This is a genomic window from Terriglobus albidus (genome assembly GCF_008000815.1).
GTDB classification, from domain to species: Bacteria; Acidobacteriota; Terriglobia; order Terriglobales; family Acidobacteriaceae; genus Terriglobus; species Terriglobus albidus_A.
Genome location: NZ_CP042806.1, coordinates 414,772 through 434,414 on the forward strand (window position 1 = coordinate 414,772; position 19,643 = coordinate 434,414).

At 59.9% G+C, this 19,643-nt stretch carries 19 protein-coding genes; 7 read left to right on the forward strand and 12 right to left on the reverse strand.

Features of this window, described 5'->3' with window-relative positions; translation table 11 throughout:
* The first annotated feature begins 1 nt into the window (after position 1).
* On the forward strand, positions 2–2,284 hold the full coding sequence (locus FTW19_RS01665) for a hypothetical protein (RefSeq protein ID WP_147645969.1): 2,283 nt from the start codon (positions 2–4) through the stop codon (positions 2,282–2,284).
* A 3-nt stretch (positions 2,285–2,287) separates the two neighbouring features.
* Here the strand turns inward: FTW19_RS01665 and FTW19_RS01670 are convergent, their stop codons facing one another.
* Both FTW19_RS01670 and iscX read right to left on the reverse strand, forming a co-directional pair.
* A complete protein-coding gene (locus FTW19_RS01670; protein WP_147645971.1) occupies positions 2,288–3,142 on the reverse strand; it encodes a prephenate dehydrogenase in 855 nt (284 codons plus the stop codon).
* The gene (gene iscX, locus FTW19_RS01675; RefSeq protein ID WP_147645973.1) at positions 3,143–3,358 is read right to left on the reverse strand and encodes a Fe-S cluster assembly protein IscX; all 216 of its coding nucleotides are present in this window, start codon (positions 3,356–3,358) and stop codon (positions 3,143–3,145) included.
* Positions 3,359–3,558: 200 nt separating this feature from the next.
* On the opposite strand from iscX, the gene FTW19_RS01680 reads away from it, so the two are divergent.
* From FTW19_RS01680 to FTW19_RS01695, 4 genes are all read left to right on the forward strand, one after another.
* Positions 3,559–4,062 carry a MerR family transcriptional regulator gene (locus FTW19_RS01680; protein WP_222705520.1) on the forward strand — a complete coding sequence of 168 codons (504 nt, stop codon included), beginning with the start codon at positions 3,559–3,561 and terminating at the stop codon, positions 4,060–4,062.
* 6 nt (positions 4,063–4,068) lie between these two features.
* Positions 4,069–4,536: a hypothetical protein gene (locus FTW19_RS01685; protein ID WP_147645974.1), complete on the forward strand. Its 468-nt coding sequence runs from the start codon at positions 4,069–4,071 to the stop codon at positions 4,534–4,536.
* A gap of 110 nt (positions 4,537–4,646) precedes the next feature.
* Entirely contained in the window at positions 4,647–6,227 is a 1,581-nt protein-coding gene (gene murJ, locus FTW19_RS01690) for a murein biosynthesis integral membrane protein MurJ (protein WP_187143203.1), read from the forward strand.
* A 211-nt stretch (positions 6,228–6,438) separates the two neighbouring features.
* On the forward strand, positions 6,439–8,034 hold the full coding sequence (locus FTW19_RS01695; protein WP_147645978.1) for an EAL domain-containing protein: 1,596 nt from the start codon (positions 6,439–6,441) through the stop codon (positions 8,032–8,034).
* A gap of 40 nt (positions 8,035–8,074) precedes the next feature.
* Here the strand turns inward: FTW19_RS01695 and FTW19_RS01700 are convergent, their stop codons facing one another.
* The 9 genes from FTW19_RS01700 to trpB form a co-directional block, all read right to left on the reverse strand.
* Positions 8,075–9,661: a PQQ-binding-like beta-propeller repeat protein gene (locus FTW19_RS01700; RefSeq protein ID WP_147645979.1), complete on the reverse strand. Its 1,587-nt coding sequence runs from the start codon at positions 9,659–9,661 to the stop codon at positions 8,075–8,077.
* A gap of 24 nt (positions 9,662–9,685) precedes the next feature.
* Entirely contained in the window at positions 9,686–11,296 is a 1,611-nt protein-coding gene (locus FTW19_RS01705) for a PQQ-binding-like beta-propeller repeat protein (RefSeq protein WP_147645980.1), read from the reverse strand.
* A gap of 322 nt (positions 11,297–11,618) precedes the next feature.
* Entirely contained in the window at positions 11,619–12,194 is a 576-nt protein-coding gene (locus tag FTW19_RS01710) for a Spy/CpxP family protein refolding chaperone (protein WP_147645981.1), read from the reverse strand.
* A 29-nt stretch (positions 12,195–12,223) separates the two neighbouring features.
* Positions 12,224–12,700, reverse strand: coding sequence for a hypothetical protein (locus tag FTW19_RS01715; protein WP_147645982.1), 477 nt, complete (start codon positions 12,698–12,700; stop codon positions 12,224–12,226).
* Positions 12,697–13,302 carry an RNA polymerase sigma factor gene (locus FTW19_RS01720; protein ID WP_147645984.1) on the reverse strand — a complete coding sequence of 202 codons (606 nt, stop codon included), beginning with the start codon at positions 13,300–13,302 and terminating at the stop codon, positions 12,697–12,699. Before FTW19_RS01720 ends, FTW19_RS01715 begins: the two co-directional genes overlap by 4 nt.
* A gap of 272 nt (positions 13,303–13,574) precedes the next feature.
* Positions 13,575–14,591, reverse strand: a complete 1,017-nt coding sequence (gene aroF, locus FTW19_RS01725; RefSeq protein WP_147645986.1) for a 3-deoxy-7-phosphoheptulonate synthase — start codon at positions 14,589–14,591, stop codon at positions 13,575–13,577.
* 24 nt (positions 14,592–14,615) lie between these two features.
* A complete protein-coding gene (pheA, locus tag FTW19_RS01730; protein WP_147645988.1) occupies positions 14,616–14,879 on the reverse strand; it encodes a chorismate mutase in 264 nt (87 codons plus the stop codon).
* 37 nt (positions 14,880–14,916) lie between these two features.
* Entirely contained in the window at positions 14,917–15,678 is a 762-nt protein-coding gene (gene trpA / locus FTW19_RS01735; protein ID WP_147645990.1) for a tryptophan synthase subunit alpha, read from the reverse strand.
* Complete coding sequence (gene trpB, locus FTW19_RS01740) at positions 15,678–16,898, reverse strand: tryptophan synthase subunit beta (RefSeq protein ID WP_147645991.1); 1,221 nt, start codon at positions 16,896–16,898, stop codon at positions 15,678–15,680. The genes trpA and trpB overlap by 1 nt, the downstream gene beginning before the upstream one ends.
* Before the next feature lie 330 nt (positions 16,899–17,228).
* Between trpB and FTW19_RS01745 the strand changes: the two genes are divergently transcribed.
* Together FTW19_RS01745 and FTW19_RS25665 are read left to right on the forward strand one after the other, a co-directional pair.
* Positions 17,229–17,597, forward strand: a complete 369-nt coding sequence (locus FTW19_RS01745; protein ID WP_187143204.1) for a hypothetical protein — start codon at positions 17,229–17,231, stop codon at positions 17,595–17,597.
* A 140-nt stretch (positions 17,598–17,737) separates the two neighbouring features.
* Positions 17,738–17,893 carry a hypothetical protein gene (locus FTW19_RS25665; protein WP_187143205.1) on the forward strand — a complete coding sequence of 52 codons (156 nt, stop codon included), beginning with the start codon at positions 17,738–17,740 and terminating at the stop codon, positions 17,891–17,893.
* A 156-nt stretch (positions 17,894–18,049) separates the two neighbouring features.
* Here the strand turns inward: FTW19_RS25665 and FTW19_RS01750 are convergent, their stop codons facing one another.
* The gene (locus FTW19_RS01750; protein ID WP_147645992.1) at positions 18,050–19,636 is read right to left on the reverse strand and encodes a DHA2 family efflux MFS transporter permease subunit; all 1,587 of its coding nucleotides are present in this window, start codon (positions 19,634–19,636) and stop codon (positions 18,050–18,052) included.
* Positions 19,637–19,643: the final 7 nt, after the last annotated feature.

Here is a 19,643-nt window from a genome sequence, read left to right on the forward strand (position 1 = left end):
TATGCGTCCCCGCCGCAGCCTCGTTGCCGGCCTCGCCCTCCTCACCATCACTGCCGTCCCAGGCATGCCCTGCGGCCCCTTCTTTCCGGAAGCCGTCTTTGTCATGCCGCACATGCCGGAGAACTTCCAGAAATACGTCGCCGGGCAAACGGGCATCGTCGAAAACACCTACTGGACGCGATACCTTGTCCCCGCGTATCGACAGCTCTCCGGAACACCGTTGACGGCAGAAGAGCAGAAGGCATTGATCGTTGCGAACACCCGCAAATATGAAGACGCGCCATCGCAGGAGCCTAAGCTCGAGTGGGCAAAGGCTCGTACCGCCGCGGGGATTACTACCAAGTTCGAGGACATGAACTACTCTCGCATCGCGGATGAGCGGGGATGGCAGGTCTATCGAAACTGTTATGACGATGCCTTTCACAACGCGACCAGGACTCTGCGCGCACGGCAGCAGAGTTATCCCACAGCGCATCTTGAGCTCGCCGAATGGGTGAAAGGACAGGACGCGGTTTTCTCCAACTGTGACAAGACGGGAGCCATGCCTTCCGTCCTGCCCGAATCCGCTCCCTCATGGCTGAAGCAGGATCGCGCCTACCAGATCGCGGCAGCACATTTTTACCGGATGGAGCTGGACGCCGCCCGCGACGGCTTTCGCGCAATCGGCGCCGACGCAGATTCACCATGGAAGGCGATTGCGCCTTACCTGGTAGCACGAACGCTCATCCGGCAGGCTTTGGCGGGTCCACATGATGAGGCTCTTCCGCCCGCGCACTATGCACAGGCAAAAGATCTACTAGAGCCGATTGCCCACGGAGGCGGACCTTACGCAGGCGATGCTGAGGCCCTGCTTACCTTTGTCGTGATCCACCTCGACCCAGGCAAGGCAGGCGCCATGCTGGGAGATCGCCTATCCCAAATCGACAGCCGCGTCGGGCAGGACTGGATCGATCTGAACTACATCATGCAGCTCGATCTAGAGCCGGAAGTAGAAGCAGACGCTCGCCGCAGTGACATGGTGGACTGGATCTTCACCATGCAAGAGACCGTGCATCGCGCCGACGCATACCAGCATGCCCTGGAACGCTGGCGCACGGGCCACAGCATTCCGTGGCTGGTCGCCGCGATGAGCCTCGCCGACACCTCCGCCGACAAGGACTTGTTCGCCGCAGCACAGGCTGTACTCGAAAGCTCACCGGCCTATCTCACGCTCGTACTGCATCGTCTGCGGCTTGCTCAGAATCCCAAAGAAGCCTATGGCGAGGCAGACCGAATCATCCTCCGCTTCAAAAACCGCACGTCACAGTCAGCTATCAATCATCTGCGGCAGATACAACGTACCAACGCCTCCACACTGCATGAGTTCGTGCAAACTTCCTTCACTGTGCCTGCGCTCTATCTCTACGACGATGAGGAATGGTCCCCATCCCCTGATGTCGCCGCGAAATTTCTCATGGCTGGAGAGCGAGTCAACGGCAAGAACACACCGAGATTTGACCTGCAAAGTGCACTGGTTCTCAACCAGGGGTTGCCACTTACCACGCTGGCAGAGGCAGTACTACAGGGAAGCCTGCCACGTCAGTTGCGCTTCGAGCTGGCTCAGGCGACATGGACCCGCGCCATTCTGCTGCATCAGCCTTCCGTTGCTGCAAAACTGACACCCGTCCTCGTTGCCGGCGAACCCCGATGGAAACCGTTGCTGGACGCCTACAACCATGCGAAGACTGAAGATGACCGTACCTTGGCGGGTCTGATGGCGATGATGCGCTACCCCTCCACGCGGCCTTACGTGAACATTGGTGGCGGAAGGGACGATGGTTTCGCAGGTTATAGCTACTATCGCGATAACTGGTGGTGCGAGACGAGAAGCACCAAGGGCATTAACTGGACACAATTCAGTAGTACGAAAGACCGCAGCTTTGTCGGAATTACATACGATCGACAGGAGAAAATGCTGATTCCATTTCCACCATTTCTCACCGCCTATGACGTTAAAGAAGCAAGCACGCAGCTTCACACCATGGATACGCCAGAGTCAGGAAGTGATCGTTTAGCCGAGGAGGCTATCGTTTGGGCGAAGTCTCACCCTTCTGATCCGCGTACGGAAGACTTGCTCGGTTTCACCTTCCGCATGTTGCGAAATGGATGCACAGGACGTCCGGAAGTCGTAGAAGGAAAACCTTTGCCTCCGGAGGAGGAGAATCTCGAATATCAGGTATTCCACCTACTCAATACCCGATATCCCAACTCTCCATGGACTAAACGCTATAAGACCTGGCAGTGACGCTCACCGCGGCTCACGAAATTTATTCGCCCGCTGGAACTCTTCCCTCAGCTCCGGCGTGCGCAGATGCTCCCTCAAGTGCTGCAGCCGCTGCTCCAGCGCCAGCAGCGAGTTCGCCAGCGGCGCCGTATTGGTCATGGCCACATCGCGCCACATGCTGTACGGCGAGCTTCCCAGCCGCGTCATCTCGCGCAACGCGCGTCCTCCGATGGCTCGTAGGTCCGGGTCATCACCGAAGGTATCCTCCAGCAGTGCCGACAACGCAGTCGAGACCATCTGTGGCAGATGTGAGACCCATGCCAGCAACTGATCGTGCCTTGCCGGCTCCAGGTCCATCACCTTCGTCCCAATCGCAGACATCCACTCGCGCCACGCGGTCTCCTCCGCCGTCGACTCCGCATCGACCGGCGTAAAGATCCACACGGCTCCCTGATAGAGCCCTGCCTCCGCAATCGCGGCTCCGCCGGACTCTTTGCCGGCCATGGGATGTCCGGGCAGAAAGCGCGGCCCCGCAACCCCTGGAAACAGCCTCCGGGCAACATCGGCGATCTGTACCTTCGTGCTTCCGGTATCGGTCACCAGCTGGCCCGGCTTCAGCACCGGAGCCAGAATCGTCATCCAGTCCAGGATGGCGAACACCGGCACGGCCAACAGCACCACATCGCTCCTCCGTGCAGCCTCAGTCGCGGCCTCGCGAGTGGAGACAACCTCGTCGATCGCGCCTGACTCGTGGGCGATGAGCAGCTCCGCCGCACTGAGATCGAAGCCGGTGATACGGCCGGAAAATCCCGCAGCCTTCAGCGCCAATCCCGTGGAGGCGCCGATCAACCCGGTACCGACAATGAGAAGGGAGTTCACTTACTGGGCGTCCTTGTACTCCTCATACCAGGCCATCTGGATCGCCTCCAGCAGACCTTCGGTCGACTTCATCGGATCGCCCACGAAATCGGGCAGCTCCGTGACAAACTTGTGCAGGTCCGTAAAGCGGACGGTGAGGGGGTCCAGGTCGGGAAACTTCTCCTGAAGCTGGATACCGATCTCTTCGGCGTCAGACCATTCGATTTCGCGAGGCATGCATCACTCTCCGGCGGTTAAGGCATGGCAAGAAATTGTTTACAGTTGTAAAGAATTTGTTGACATGCCCTAGTGTATCCGGCTCCCGGCTGCCAACCGGGCAACCAACCTGGCATCAACTCCCTCTACATAAAGTTTTCAACTTTTAACTTGCAACTTTTCCGGGCCTATAATCAGTCCGATACGGGGAAGACGTAGCCATGGCCCTGGGTGAAGCGCGAAAGAAGACGATGCCGGGAAAGCCGGACAAGATTCCGGACAAGCTGTACTTCCGCATCGGCGAAGTTGCGCGCCTGTGTGGCGTGCCGGCCTATGTCCTGCGCTTCTGGGAGAGCGAGTTCCCCAACCTGAAGCCCAATAAGGGCGGTACCGGCCAACGCCTCTACCGCCGCCGCGATGTGGAAATGGCGCTGCGCATCAAGCAGCTCCTCTACGATGAGGGCTATACCATCGCCGGCGCCCGGCAGGCCTTCAAGACCGAGCAGCGTCAGAAAGACGCTCCGGCGACGCTCTTCCGCGTGGAAGAGACCACAGACCGAAGCAAGATGGACAGCATCCGGCGCGAGGTTCGCTCCCTGGTGGAGATGCTCTCTCAGCCCCCGGTAGGCCCTCCAACGACGACCAAACGCCGCGCTTCCGGACGTAAAGCCTCGAAGAATCCTGAGGATTCCGAGAAACACAACACAACAGACCGTTTATTCTGAGAGACAATGCAGGAATCCCACAAGCTATCGCAAGACGAGCGCCGCGAAATTCGCCGTCAGGCCGCGGCCGCGACCAGCGTTCGGCGTGTCCGCGAAGATGAACACGGCGTTCGCTGCCTCTTCTGCCCCGGAACGTCGTTTCGCCGTTCCAAGCTGCGCACCAGCGATCTGCTGCACGTCTTTCTCCTGCGTTATCCCGTGCGCTGCCTGACCTGCAGCCAGCGACAGTTCGCCAGCATTCCCGTCGCCGGCCTCTCCGTCCCCGCCAGCGTCCGTCACTCCCGTGCTCCCGGACCGAAGGAGACCTGGAAGAGCTGGACCAATGGATCGGCGGACGATCCTGCGGCACAGAAGGCGCAGACGCCGTCGTACGCCCCTTACACCACGGTGAAGGTCTCCCAGGGACAGAGCTCCAAGAAGGGGCCTGCCGTCAAGGCGCCGAACCGCCCCGAAGAAGACGACGCTATCTGGTAGCGCCCCCCTTTTCCACCGTTTCCACTTCCCTGTTCTCCTCTTGTGGATAAAGGCGGATTCGCTTTGCCATAGGGTTCATGGGCGCTCGCAACGCCGACGGCAGGAGTTTGATGACACGCCCTAAGCTGCTCCGCTGGCTCCACTGGCTGAAACCGGGCGCCACACACTCAGCTTTCTCCGCGTCCCTGCTGCTTATGGCCGGCAGCGTGATGAGCAGCGGCGTTTTTGCTCTGATTCGGCAGAAGCTCATCGCCCATCTCTTCGGCGCCACCAATGCCACGGATGCCTATATCGGCGCCTTCGAGCTCCCGGACATGGTGTACTACTTCCTGATCGGGGGTGTCGCCTCTTCTACCTTTGTCAGCCTGCTCAGCGGTTACCGGGAACGCGGTGAAGAGGCCGAAGGCGACCGCGCCCTCTCCGTGATTCTGAATACCATGATCCTGGCACTGGGCGCAGGCATCGTTGCCGCCGAGTTCTTTGCGCCCTGGTACGTCTCGGTCAAGTTTCCGCACTTCGACGCTCCCACGGCTGCGTTGTGCGTCAACCTGACCCGCATCCTTTTGCCGGCACAGCTCTTCTTTTTTGCGGGCGGCGTCTTTGGTTCGAAGCTGATGGTGCGGAAGGTCTTTCTCTTCCAGGCACTCACACCCAGCATCTACAACCTGGGCATTATCTGTGGAGCTCTCGTGCTGCACAGCCGCATCGGCGTGCACTCTCTGGCGGTCGGCGCTGTCGCGGGCGTCTTTTGCGGCATGTTTCTGCTCAACGTCTTTGGAGCCAGGCGGGAAGGCATGCGCTGGCAGCCTGTATTCGACTTCCGCCATCCCGCGCTGCTGCAGTGGCTCAAGCTTGCGGCGCCTCTCATGATCGGCCAGTCTCTTACAACCTGGGACCAGTGGATCCGCACTTACTTCGCCTCTCAGGGAGTCGGCGACATTACTCGTCTGGCCTTTGCGAAACAGCTCTTCAACTCGCCGATGAACATCCTTGGGCCGGCCGCCGGAGCAGCTTCTCTTCCCTTCTTTGCGTCGCTCTACAGCCAGGGCAAGCTGGAAGAATTTGCCAAGGCCGTCAATCGCGCCGTGACTCGCCTGATGGCTGTCTCTTTACTGGCTGCCGGTTGGATGATCGCCCTGGCCGGCCCGCTGGTAGACGTCACCCTGCGCGGCGGACGCATGGATGAGGCCAGTGCGAGGATGACAGCGTGGTTCTTCACCATCTTCTGTCTCTCTCTTTTTTTGTGGACCACGCAGAGCCTGTACGTGCGGGCATTTTATGCTGCCGGCAATACGTTCACGCCTATGCTCTCCGGCACGATCGTCACGGCGGTCTCCATGCCCGTGTACTGGTTGCTCTTTCATCGCCTGGGCGTTGAAGGCCTGGCGTGGGCTTCGAATGCCGGCATCCTGCTGCATACCATTGCGCTGGTTGTGCTGCTTCAACACAACAAGCTCACTCCCGTCTCCGGCCTGGAGTTCGGTGAGCTCGGACGAGCCCTCTTGGCCTCTGTCATCGGCTGGGGAACCATCGCCACCGGCTTGCATGCGCTGCCGGCATTGCAGGGCCACATTCAAAATCTTTCTGCAATTGCTGGAGCCAGTGCCCTGTGGCTTGGTATCGTTCTCCTTGTCCTGAAGGCAACTGGCTCTCGCCTGCCAGGACAGATTCTCGGAAGGTTTGTGCGCTAGAACATTTTCCCTGTAGGTGCCGTGTAGGTTTTCCGCATCTATGCCCTCACGGGACACCCAGCAACAGGGAAAACGCTCTAAGCCAGTTGCAGTGGATCGATGTGCGTCCCTGCGCCGCGCACGCTCGTCCTTCCTTCAGATCCTGATGTTGATTTGCCTATAGATAGTTGATGTTGGTCTGCCGTTCCGTTTTCGATGAGAGGTCTTACGGATGAAGCCGGCGTCGAACACCAGAAAGATTGCTTTGGCGATCGTGCTTTGCTCGGTAGCGCTGCTGCTGCCGATCTGGGCATCACTGCAGTTGTCCTGGATACAAAGCGAACTCAACGAGCGGAATGACGGTTTCGAATATGTCCACGACATCCTGCGCCGCGCGGAAGAAACCGCCGATCAGGTCTCCCATGCCGTTGAACGGATCAACTCCAGCCATCTTCCACCTTGTTCCGAACAGGAACGGGACCTGATGCGCGACATCGACCTGGAGTCGGACTACACCCAGGCCATCGGCCGTATTGCCAACAACATCATCATCTGCAGCTCTCTCGACAACAATGAGCCCATCTACCTGGGAAAGCCAGATCTGGTCACAGAGAACGGCGTCGGAGAGTACTTCCACGTCCTGCTGACACGGAATAAGCAGCATCCGTTGAATGTTTTTGCGAAAGATGGCGTCGCGGTCATCACCGATCCGGACCTGCCTCTGGATGTCTCTCTGAACGATAACGACATCAGTCTCGCTCTGCTCGTTCCCTCGGCCAATGGCCAGCAGGTCCTCGCCTCCCGAGGCAACCGGATCGATCCCCACTGGGTGCGTTCGCTGCCCAAGGGTGAAGAGCGCACTTATAACAAGGATGGTTACATGGTCATGGCCGCCCGCTCTTCCCGGTATGACCTCGCCGTCCTCGTAGCCTCGCCTCAAGAACGAATCGATCGCAGGGTGCGCCATTTTGCCCTGCTGTTTGTACCGATTGGCGTGCTATGCGGCGTAAGTCTGATCTGGGCAACCATGTACCTGGCGCGGCTCCGCTCTTCCTTCGACAACCGTCTGAAGGCAGCGGTGCGCCGGCGGGAGTTCTATGTGGAGTATCAACCGGTCGTCGACCTCAAATCCAGACGCTGGACCGGAGCGGAGGCGCTTGTCCGATGGAGAACCGACAATACGACCGTGCGCCCCGATCACTTCATTCCCCTGGCCGAGGAACGCCATCTCATTCACCTGATCACCGAACAGGTCATCTCTCTCATCGCCGAAGATCTGCCACGCATCCTGAAGATTGATCCTGCCTTCAGGGTCGCTATCAACCTGTCTCCAGATGACCTGCGGACGCAGTCTACAGTCGAGATGCTGCGTTCACTCCTGGCTCTGGAAGGTGTTTGCCCCGGCAATCTGGAGGTCGAAGCTACCGAACGCGCCTTTGTCGAAGATCAGAAGATCAGCCGTGTACTGGAACAGATCCGCTCTCTCGGCATCCAGGTAGCCATTGACGATTTCGGTATCGGATATTCCAGCCTGTCGCGCATCCATTCGTTCCGCTTCGACATCCTGAAGATCGACAAAACTTTTGTGGACACCATCGGAACCGAAGGCGCCGCCAGAGGTGTGATGCTGCCCATCATCGACATCGCTCGATCGCTCGATCTGCATATCGTCGCGGAAGGAGTCGAACGGGAAGAGCAGGCGCGATTCCTGCAGGCCTACGGCATCGAGCGAGCACAGGGATGGCTCTTTTCAGCTCCGCTCTCCGCTGCAGCCCTGTCGAAAGAGCTTCGGGAACGATCGCACGAAGCTGTTGAATGCAAAGAATAAAGGGCCACCCCTCCCGGGTGGCCCTTTGCCTGAACCGCACCTACTTCTTCAGCCCGAAACAGTAGAGCTTGCCATCGTAGGTTCCGGCATAGAGCTTTCCGTTCGAGATGGTGACATCCGTGAAGTGATTGAAGCCGGTGATCGTGTCGCCGCTCGACCACAGTTCCTTGCCCGTCTCTCCGTCCAGCACATAGACCGTCGCATGGTTGGACTTCGCCGCACGAATCGTCGAGTCGAAGTTCAGACCGATGTCAGGCCAGGCCTGCTGGGTGTTATCACCGCTGCCATGGGTAATGATCAGGCCGTTGGCGATGACCGGGGGGTCGCCGCGGAACATGTCACGAGAGATCCACGCGGGTTCGAGCGAGAGCTTGCCCGCCTTGTCCGCCAGCTTGAAGGCAGCGACACCGCCCTCTTTCGCGGCAGGAGTCTGCGTGATCGGGAACTTGGTCTGTTCCGGAGCCGCAGGCCCCCAGAACGGCACCACAATCCAGCGCGTACCGGCCTTGTCTTCCCACGAAGAGACCGCGCCCCAGCTTCCCGCGTTCTGGAAGTCGGCGGCGAAGTTGCAGAACAGCTCCGTGCGATAGAGCGGGGTGTGGTGATCCGGCGTTCCACCCAGGTTCTTCGGGTCGAGCAGATAGACCTTGCACTCCTTGCCCGAAGCCGCCATCAGCTCCCGGCCCTTGTAGTGGAAGACCGTCGGCGTGTTGTTCGGATCGAGGTCGCGCTTGCGCAGCCAGTCCCAGTTGGGCGGCGTGAACCAGTCCTTCGGGTGCCAGTTGCCGTCAGCCTGCAACTCGAAGCCAACCACTGAGTTACCGATCAGCGGATTCTTCGGGTCCGTGGTCACGTCGTAGATACCGTCACCGGTCGTTGTCCACACCGTGCCGTCATCGGTAATCACTGGTCCACGGCGTCCCCACAGACCGCCGCCGCCCGCGAAACCGACAGTTTTGTGTACAGCCTTGGTCTTCAAATCGACGGAGATGATGCCGCCGCGCCCGTGATAGTCGGCGAAGATCATCTGGTCCTTGTAGAGCTGCACACCGAACTTGTTGATGACGCCGGTTGCTATCGGGCCAAAGACCACCTCGCCGGTCGCTGCATCCAGACCAACAACATTCCCTTTGCCGTCAACCATGTACAGCGTGCGCTTGCCGGAAGAGTCGGCGTCAGAGATCGCCGGAACGCCCGTGGTGCCGCCGGGCCCGAGGAAGTTCATGTGCCGCGGATCCGATGGTCCGCTACGCTGCATCCCCGGAGGTCCCTGCTGTTGCGGCGGAGCAGGCTCGAAGGTCTTGCGCCACACCTCCGCACCGGTATCGGCGTCGAAGGCGTAGATCACATCCGAGACGCCCAGAACGTAGAGCATGTTCTTGTCGCCGGAGGCAGTCTTCAGCCCGTGAATTGCGAGCGGTGTCATCAGGGCGTGCAGCGCGTGCGGCTTCACATCGGTCTGGATCGACCACAGCAGCGTAAGGTCTTTGACATTGTCCTTGGTCAGGACGGTTTCGTCCTTGGCCCAACCGGAGCGGGCGTTGTCACCACCGTCCATCGTCCAGTTCTGCGCAAGAGCGGCGCCGCAACTCAAGGCGACGGCAGCGAGTGTGATGAGCTTCTTCATACTCTTATCTCCTCAAAGAGCGCATTACCGCTCGGTCGGTACGCCAAAGGCGTACACGGTGTTGTCATGGGTCGAAACATAGGCACGGCCGTTGGCATAGCCAAGCTCGACATGCGAGAAGCTGGTAATCTGCGTTCCGCTGGACCAGAGCTGCTTGCCGGTCGCTACATCGAGCATGTACAGCGTCGCGGGCTTGGAAGCCTTTTCTACTTCAGCTACCGAATACGCCGATCCATCTTTCTTCGCCAGACGCGGGCTCTCACCCGTCGAAAGCGCCAGTAGCAGACCGTTCGAGATCACCGGACCGGCAGGTGAAATCAGGTCACGGGAGACCCACTGCTGAACAAACGTGGGCTTACCGTCTTTCTCTTCGATCTTGAAGGCGACGATCGAACCGGTCGGAGCCGGGCCGTTCGCTCCGGTCTTCGCTGCAGCCGCTCCCCGAATGGAGGCGTAGAGCCAGCGAGCATTGCCGTTGGCCTCATCTTCCCACGTCGCAAAGGTGCCATAGATGCCGTTTCCACCGAAGTCGGTATCCGGAGCAACGACAACGTCCGAAACTGCCAGCGGCGTCTTGTGATCCGATCCGCCGAGCGAGTCGCCATCCAGCAGATACAGCTTGCCGTCGCGTCCGCCGGCCACCAGAACGTCCTTACCCTTCCACTGGAAGAGCGCTGGCGTCACGCCGGGAGCAGCGATGCCCTTCTTCAACGCAGGCGCCTTCGAGGAGGGAGTGAAGTAGTCCTTCACCTCAAGCGTCTTGGGATCGAGCGCCACGACCGTGTCGTTGTACTCACCCGCAACATCGCCCTTGCCCTCGGCGATCATGCCGTAGAGCATTCCCTTGGAGCCGATCGTGACACCGCCCGGGCCTGAGAATCCGCTGCCGTTGGTCATGAATGAGGTCACTGCATACTCGGCCGGCTTCACCAGGGGCTTGTCCGGCATATCCGGAAGCACCGGCGGCGTCAGCGTCGCGGCATAAAGGCCGTTCGGTCCGGCGCAGCCATCGACGGTTGAGGCATAGATCACGTTGTTGTTGGTATTCAGGCCGCTGACCTTCGATCCGGCAGGAACAAACTGCACCGGAGCAATATACTTCGCATCGCCGTCCTGCTGACGCGCAGCCCGAAGCATGCCGTCACTTGAGACTGCCCATACGTACGGCTGAGGGCGCTGGAAACCTCCACCACCAAAGCCGCGGCGGCCCATGCTGTTGCCCGGCATCACGACCGAGGCAGTCTGACCACCCGAGCACAACGCGCTCGGTGTCCCGCTGGGCTTCACATCGAACTTCGTCTCGAAGTACTTCTCACCGAGATCCGAGTCGATGGAGTAGAGAGCATTGCTGCTGCCGCCGACAAAAAGCAGCTCCTTGAAACCGGCCCAGCCGATAAGGTTTGTCAGATCGATGGGCGTCGAAAGCGCATCCAGGCCGACAGCTGTATTCGGGAACTTGAACTTGTACAGGAGCTTCACCTGGCCCTTGGTGATGTTGTCCTTGCTCAGGTACTTGTCGTTGCGGGCCCAGCCGTCGCGCTGCGGATTACCGCCGACGCTTGGCCAGTCCGCGGCCCATAGACTGGCGCACGCCGTGACGGCGATGCATGCCGACCAAAGAAATTTCCTACGCATGTGGAAGACCTCCCCTCCAGAATCCAGAGCGTGCTGGACATTTGCTGCAGCGATAACAATACGGATGAAGCGTGAAATTGTGGCGTCGAGACGGGTTCAGTGACACAAATTTGAGACGTCTTAAGCCGATGTCGTTAGACCACATCGAAAACACCGTTGTCAACGCCTCAAACGCATGTTTCCTTACCCGCAAGCCCGCCAAACGATGCAGCGCAAGTGAGACGAAAACATAGCTCCAAAAGTCGCAGCCAGGCTCATATTTCTAGAGACAAACAGCAAGGCCCGCCTTCCATGGCGGGCCTGCGGTGAACCTGAAATGAGGTTATTCGGTAGGTGGTTGCTGGCCGCGGTGGGACTCCAGCTTATGCCACTGATCCAGCGTAAGTTCGCGGCGAATGCCTAACAACATACGGGCGTTTGCCTTTTCCAGCTCGGCCCGAGCCTGCGCGACGCGGTCAATCTGCGACAGGATGCGGTTCTCATCGGGCTGCTCTGCCGAGACCAGAGGTCCCAGGGCTTCCTCTTCCTTCCGCAGTGAGCGGTAGAGGGTGGCCAAGGTGCCGCGGTTGGCATCAACGATCGCATCCATGCGAGCACGCTGTTCCTTCTGGATCCCGATGGACTCGGAGAACTTCTTATCATCCCACCAGCGCCCTGGAGGACCTACCTGCAGCCCCCCGTGCATCGTACTTACCGTTCCGGGCGTGCTGCCGCTGTAAGGCGGGGGAGAATTACGCCTGTCAGGAAAGCCACCGCCAAAACCGCCGCCATTGCCCATCGGAGGCCGTCCGCCGCCCATGCCACCGCCGCCGGGACCTCCGGGGCCTTGCGCAAGAGCGGCCGAGCCACCAAGCAGGATGGCAAGCAGGGCCAAGGCGAGTTGGAATCGATACGTCATTTGGCAAAGAAAAAAGAATAATAAAGAGATTAGCGCTTCGTTGTCCTGGCTTTGCCGGACTCGTTGGCAAAGGCCGCCTCGTGCTGGGCAGCGGGCTGCGCAATCTCCTGGTTGATAGCGGACATCAGTTCATTGTCTGCGGCAATCTGTTCCGCCGTAGGCACCGGTGACATATGCTGCACGGCGGCTTGCTGCGGTGCATCGTTATCGCGGATCAGGAATGGCACAGCAACCGCGACCGCAAGCACCGCGGCCATAGCCATACCCGCGGCCGGGCGGAAGGAAAGTCCCAGACGTTCGAAGAAGCCGGGCTGAGGCGTCGGCATTTCGGCCACACGCTGGCGGCTCCAGTCCATGGATGCATCGCGCAGCATGCCCATCGTCTCTTCGACCCGCGCCATCTCCTGGCGGCAGTGTTCGCACGAATTCAGATGGGCTGTGGCAGTGCCGTCATCCAGTCCCAGCAGAAGATCGGTGAACTGTTCGTCTGTGAGGTGCCGGTTCATCGCGTACCTCCCAGTGTAGACGCGTTTGGACCAAGCTGCGCGCGAATGGCGGTTACAGCCCGGTGCAGGTGTGTCTTGACGGTATTGACCGGCATACCGGTTGCCTCGGCAATCTCCGCCAGGTCCATCTCTTCCAGGAACCGCATGACGAAGACCGAGCGTTGCCGCTCAGAGAGTGTCGCCAGGGCAGCATGCACCCCCTGGACGCGCTCCCGGGCGATCAGGGCGCTCTCCGGCGAGCTGGCGCGCGAGCTGATCTGGTGCGACATGTCGGTGACATCGGCGGCGGTCGCACGGAAGTTGCGCCAGAACTTGAACTTCTGGGTGCGGACATGGTCGCGCACCAGGTTGGTGGCAATCGACATCAGCCATGTCGAAACGGAGCAGTCCCCACGGAAGCTGGCCCGGTTGGCATAGGCCTTGACGAAACAGTCCTGCGTGATGGACTCAGCGAGGTCGGCGTCGTTGATGGAATAGGCAACGTAGCGGTAGACCTTAGCGCGATAGAGCCGAACGAGACCGTCAATGTCCTCAAGCTCGTGCGTGCGGGCCTCCTGCCGTGCGGCAAATGAGAGTATCGCGGTGCTGGCGGTGGCTGGCATACACCCGTTTGGACGAGATTACGCCGGGGCAGAGTACATCGACCGTCATCAAAGCGAAGACTGGAGCGCTTTCCCTGCCGGTGTAGTGAAGGGCTTCCGCATCTATGGGCGTTTTCCGCAATGAAAACGCCGCTGTACGCCCCTTCCGGAATACCCAGCGACAGGGAAAACGCCCTAAAGGGCCGCAAATGCGGCCCTTAGTTACCTTTGTACCCGATTTCCCGCTGGGGATGTCATTCAATTGCTATCCGCTGGCAATTGAATTGGCATACCTACAGTGTGCGGCCAACGATGGGTGCAAGCTGCTTGAGCTGGGCGTTCAACTTGTTAAGCTGCTCCGGGAACAGAGACTGCGCACCGTCACTCATCGCCTTGTCCGGATTCGGGTGCATCTCCATCAGCAGACCGTCGGCTCCGGCAGCCACCGACGCCAGCGCCAGGGCCGGCACCAGGTCGCGCTTGCCGACACCATGCGACGGATCACCGAAGACAGGCAGGTGGGTCAGCTTCTTCAGCACCGGAATCGCCGAGACGTCCATGGTGTTGCGAGTGTAGGTCTCGAAGGTGCGGATACCGCGCTCGCACAGCATCAGGTCGTAGTTGCCGCCCGAAAGGATGTACTCGGCAGAGAGCAACACCTCTTCGATGGTGGCGGCGATACCGCGCTTCAGCAGGCATGCCTTACGTACATGGCCAAGCTCGCGCAGCAGGTTGAAGTTCTGCATATTGCGTGCGCCGATCTGGAAGACGTCGATGTACGGCAGCATCGGCTCGATTTGAGAGATCTCCATCACCTCGGTGATCACCAGGAGGCCATTCTTGTCCGCAGCCTCGCGCATGATCTTCAACCCTTCGATGCCCATACCCTGGAAGCTGTACGGGGAGCTGCGTGGCTTGAAGGCGCCGCCACGCAGGAACTTGCAGCCGGACTCCGCCACCTGCTTCGCCGACAGGTTGATCTGCTCCTTCGATTCCACGGAGCAAGGGCCCGCCATCAGGACCACCTCTTCTCCGCCGACAACTACGCCGTTGGCGAACTTGATCTTCGTTCCCTCAGGGCGGAAGTTGCGACCGGCAAGCTTGTACGGCGAAGAGATACGGTAGGCGTCCTGAACGCCCGGCAATACAGTGAACTCAGCCACATCGAAGGCCTGGGGAGTGCCTACACCGGCGAGAATGGTCTGCGCCGCCCCGGTGGTGCGGTGGACGGCGAAACCGAGCTCCACCATGCGTTCGATGACTGACTGAATATGTTCTTCGGCTGCTGCATCCTGCATTGCGACGATCATTGCTGTCTTCCTTTTCCGATCCTGCTAGTTGTCTTTCTTCTGGAGCGCTCGCATCACGTCCACGATGCGCTCGTAAATCTTCTGAATCTCCGTATCCGGCAACGGACCGGGATTACAACCCTTCACGTGATCAAAGACCTGCTGTTCGCGGCCCGGTTCGTACACGGGCATGGCCTGCTGCGCCTTCAACCGCCCGATGGCCTCTGCTGCTTCCGCCCTCTGGCTGATAAGGCGGACAATCTGCTCGTCGAGCTCGTCAATGCGCTTGCGCCAGTCTGCTATTTCCATCGCTGATGCGTCTCCTTGTCGTTTCCTTTCATGGTATTTACCCGCGCAGTCCCCGAACAAACTCGGCCACAGCCGTCGGCGCCTCCTGCGGCGTGGACTTCTCGATGATGGCTACAATCGCCGACCCGATGACCGCCGCATCGGCGTACTCGCCTACCGCCCGCACATGCTCCGCGTTCGAGACGCCAAAACCCAGTGCAATCGGTTTGTCTGTGAACTGACGAATCCGTTGCACCAGCTTCGAGGCATCATCCGAAAGCGTGGACGAGACGCCGGTAATTCCCGTACGCGAGATGGCATAGAGGAAGCCCTCGGTGTGCTCCGCGATAGCCTTCAAACGGTCATCCGGCGAGGTGGGAGCAGCCAGAAAGACCGGCGCCAGGCCATGCTTCTTCATCGCTGCCATATAGTCGGCAGCTTCTTCGACAATCATGTCGGTCAGAAGCACGCCATCCGCGCCCGCTGCTTTCGCCTCGGCACAGAATGACTCCAGCCCCATACGGAGGACGGGATTCAGATAGCTGAACAGGATCAGTCCAGCCTGAGGACGCTCGGTACGAATCTCCTTGCAGAGAGTGAGCACGTCCGTCAGGCGAACACCGCGCCCTACCGCACGCTCCATCGCGCGCTGAATCACAGGACCATCGGCCAGCGGATCACTGAAGGGCACGCCGAGCTCCAGTACATCTGCGCCGGCATCGATCGCCGCGATGGCGATCTGCCTGGTCGTCGCCAGATCGGGGTCACCTGCAGTGAGGTAGATCACCAGGCCTGGTTTCTTCGAAAATTGAATCGGCATTATGCTCCGGCTCCCTTCAGCTCCATCTCGCGGGCCAGGATGCCCATGTCCTTGTCACCGCGGCCGCTCACATTGACGAGGATCACATCCGTCTTCGCCAGCTTCGGTGCCTGCTTGATCGCCTCCGCTATGGCATGCGCCGACTCCAACGCCGGCAAAATCCCCTCGGTCCGCGACAGCACCTTCACCGCATCCAGAGCCTCGGCATCCGTAGCCGAGGTATAGGTGGCGCGGCCCTGGTCGTGCAGCATCGCATGCTCCGGCCCTACCGACGCATAGTCCAGACCCGCCGAGACCGAGTGCGTCGTAGCGACCTGTCCCGCATCATTCTGAAGAACATAGCTGTAGGTCCCCTGCAGTACACCCGGCAGACCGCCGGAGAAGCGCGCCGCATGCTCACCCAGAGCCGTGCCGCGTCCACCGGCTTCGACACCGATCAGCCTTACATTCGGTTCGGGAATGAACTCATAGAAGGCTCCGATAGCATTCGAGCCGCCGCCGACGCAGGCGATCACCGCATTGGGCAGCTTGCCCTCGTGCTCCAGGATCTGCTGCTTCGCTTCGCGCGAGATCACGCGGTGGAAGTCGCGCACCATCGTCGGATAGGGATGCGCTCCCAGCGCCGAGCCGAGGATGTAGAAGGTCGTGCGCACATTCGTGACCCAATCGCGCATCGCCTCATTGATGGCATCCTTTAGCGTCGCCGAGCCGGAGCCGACACCGCGCACCTCCGCACCAAGAAGGCGCATACGGTAGACGTTCAGCTCCTGGCGGCGCATATCTTCTTCGCCCATGTAGATCACGCACTCCATGCCGAAGAGGGCACAGACCGTCGCCGTCGCCACGCCATGCTGTCCGGCGCCGGTCTCGGCGATGATGCGCTGCTTGCCCATACGCCTGGCCAGCAGTGCCTGACCGAGAGCGTTGTTGATCTTGTGCGCGCCGGTGTGCAGCAGGTCTTCGCGCTTGAGGTAGATCTTTGCTCCACCCAGGCTCTCCGACAGGCGTTTCGCGAAGTAGAGCGGTGTCGGGCGGCCGACATAGTCCTTCAGCAGCGCCGCGAGCTCGCCTTGAAAGGCCTGGTCTTCGCGGACAGCGGCGTAGGCGCGTTCCAGCTCCTGCAGGGCGGCCATCAGCGTCTCTGGCACGTAACGGCCGCCATAAGCGCCGAAGCGGCCATTGCCGAGGGTACGGACGGGGTCGATGATGCTGTGTTCCATCGGTGAGGTCCTTTTCTGGTGCAAACAAAACAAAAGCCGCGACCCTTAGGGTTCGCGGCTTCGGTTGGAATCTCGTCGTGTGCTGCTGATACTACTGGTCGTTCGACGCTAGTCCGCCGGAGCCGCTACTGTGTACCAGTAGCGGAACGTAAAGCTGAAAAACTGGCGGTTGGACGTCATTGCACTTTTGACCATACACGGATTCCGTCCCTTCAGGCAACCAATTGGCCGAAATGCCGGATTTTTCTTTTTCCCCGCTGGCAAACACTTCCCTCCCCTGCCTCTCTAACACTCGATGCATGCGCCCATTAGGCGCAGAAGGAGGACGTCATGATGCAAAAGAACGTCACGAACTTCAGCAGATTCAGCTCCGCTCTCATTCTGGCGGGATTGCTCTCGACGCCATTTACAGCAGTCTCCCAGGACTCCAGCCGAGATCGCACCTACGAGGAGCAGCAGGCTCACGACCGCGCCAAGGCCGCGCAGGATGCCAAGGATAAACGGCACCACACCACCGCCAAAATCGTAGGTGGTTCAGCAGCCGGCGGCGCTGTGCTGGGCGGCGTGATGGGTGGCGGTAAGGGCGCAGTACTCGGAGCCGGAGCCGGAGCCGGCGGTGGATACATCGCCGACAAGATCCGGAAGAAGAAAGGCACAGAGAAACGAGAGAAGGAGTACAAGCAAACCGACCCAAGGTAATCACCTTGATGCCGTCGGTAACAGCACCAGAATTCGCTTGAAACGCACCGTCTTTTGTGGCGTACTTGCTCACCTGAGGTGAGGGTTTTTGAACCCGTCGCCGCGCGTGGTGCATCTAGATATGCAGAAAGATGGTGATTATGCTGCGAAAGACTATTCTCGCTGCTGTAGTTGCCTTCCTTGCTCTGGGCGTGGCCCATGCCCGCACCTCTGCAATGAAGGTTCGTGATCATACTCCGCGTGTTAAAGATCGGACGCCGCACGTCCGCGGCACTCAAGCCGGCCGCCGCGCGTAAAGTTCTTACTCCTGAGACGAAATGAAAGGACGCCCCTCGCGGCGTCCTTTCTCGTTACCCAATCCTTCACAGAAGGTGGCAAGTTACTTTCCCCGCTCATGCCGTACTTCTTCAACTTTTAATTTTCAACTTTCTAACGAGCGCCGACGGCGCTCCCTAGTGTCCCATCGCCTCTGGCGAAGGCTTCTGCTTCTTCGGTGGCAGCCGCATCATCAGCGGCAACGGCGACAGCATCAGAATCACCACCGCCAGTACGTAGAAGGCGTTCTTGTAGCTCAGCATCTGCGCCTGACGCAGCATCTCCTGGTACGCACGCCCCATCGCCATCTGCGTCGCCTGCGCTGAGCTCGTTCCGTGATCCCGGAGGATGGCGGCGACCCTGCTGATGTAGTTCTCATAGGCCGGGGAACCAGGCACGGTATTCATGGCAAGCTGCACCTGATGCGTCTGCGCGGTGCGTGCCAGGAACGTCGTCAGCAGCGCTGTACCCGCACTTCCACCCAGGTTGCGGGCGAAGTTCGAGAGCGACGAGATCTGGTTCATCTTCGCCGGCGGCACGCCCACATAGTTCAGCGTGGAAATGGGAATGAATATGAATGGCAGACCGATCACCTGCAACATGCGCCACAACGTCACGGTTCCGTATGCCGCATTCAGGTCCAGACGGGTGAGGTTGTAAATCCCCGCAGCTGTCGCCACATAGCCCATAATGACGAGCGCACGTGGATCGATCTTGCCGAGCGATCTGCCCGCAACTGCCATGCCGATCATCATGACGAAGCCCGCGGGTGACAGCACCATGCCGGCACGCTCTGCCGTGTAGCCCAATAGCACCTGCAGGTATTGCGGAATCAGCACAGTCGATCCGAAGAGCACCATACCCAGCACAAGCTGCAGAAAGACGGCGGTACCGAAGTTGCGGTTCTTCAAGAGCTTCAGATCGACAATCGGGTCAGGGTGCCGCCACTCCCACCAGGCAAAGAACAGCAGCAACGCGGCCGCAGTGATTCCCGCGGCACGGATCATGGGGTCGGAGAACCAGTCCTTCTCCTGCCCCTTATCGAGCGTGAACTCCAGCAAGCCAACGCCCACTGCCACCAGTCCGAGCCCCATGAAGTCCACCGGTTGGCGATGTGCCTCTTCCGCGCGCGCCTTCAGATACGGTGGGTCTTCCACCATCTGGTTTGAAAGCCAGAGCGAGAGTAGACCGACCGGAATGTTGATGAAGAAGATCCAGTGCCAGTTGTAGTTGTCGGTAATCCATCCGCCGAGCGTGGGACCGATTGCCGGAGCGACCACCACGGCCATGCCATACACCGCGAAGGCCTGCCCGCGTTTCTCTACCGGAAAAGTATCGGCCAGAATCGCCTGCTCCGATGGCGCCAGGCCACCGCCGCCAAGCCCCTGCAGCACGCGCGCCAGAATCAGGATCGGCATTGACGGCGCGATACCGCAAAGGAATGAGCATGCCGTGAACAGAATCACGCAGGTCATGTAGAAACGCTTGCGTCCGAAGCGGTTGGAGAGCCAGCCCGAGATAGGCAGGATGATGGCCGAAGCGACCAGGTAGCTGGTCAGCACCCATGTCGCCTCTTCCTGGCTGGCGCCGAGTGAACCGGCGATATGTGGCAGAGCGACGTTTGCAATGGAGGTATCGAGCACCTCCATGAAGGTGGCCAGCGTGACCGTAAGAGCAATAGCCCACGGATTGTGCCGGGGCTTCCAGTTGTGGTCGTACGACATGATCGAA